Here is a 354-nt window from a genome sequence, read left to right on the forward strand (position 1 = left end):
AGAGAAGAAAAGCTTACAAAGGAATCATTAGTAGAGAAACAAGGGATTTTGGATATTAAAGCTATTACAAGTAAAAAGGAAAGGATTAATGTAGAAGTTCAACTGCTTAATCAGTATAATATGGTTCATCGAACTTTATTTTATTGGTCTAAACTATACACAGAAAACTTCAAGTCAGGACAAAACTTCAAAGAATTATCCAAAACAATTACCATCAATTTGTTAGGATTTGAAATGTTGGAGTTAGAATCATATCGTTCAACGTTCCATTTGTATGAGGATACTGAAAAATGTATGTTAACTGATTTATTGGAAATTCATTTCATAGAATTGCCTAAGTTTGATAAAATAGAG

General features: G+C 29.1%; 1 protein-coding gene. It reads left to right on the top strand.

All coding sequences use genetic code 11. The features are described 5' to 3' along the window. A partial coding sequence (locus MR160_RS34135; RefSeq protein ID WP_242299249.1) for an Rpn family recombination-promoting nuclease/putative transposase occupies nt 1-354 on the top strand: 354 nt, incomplete at both ends.

This window comes from Bacillus cereus group sp. BfR-BA-01382 (assembly GCF_022663475.1).
Taxonomy (GTDB): Bacteria; Bacillota; Bacilli; order Bacillales; family Bacillaceae_G; genus Bacillus_A; species Bacillus_A thuringiensis_S.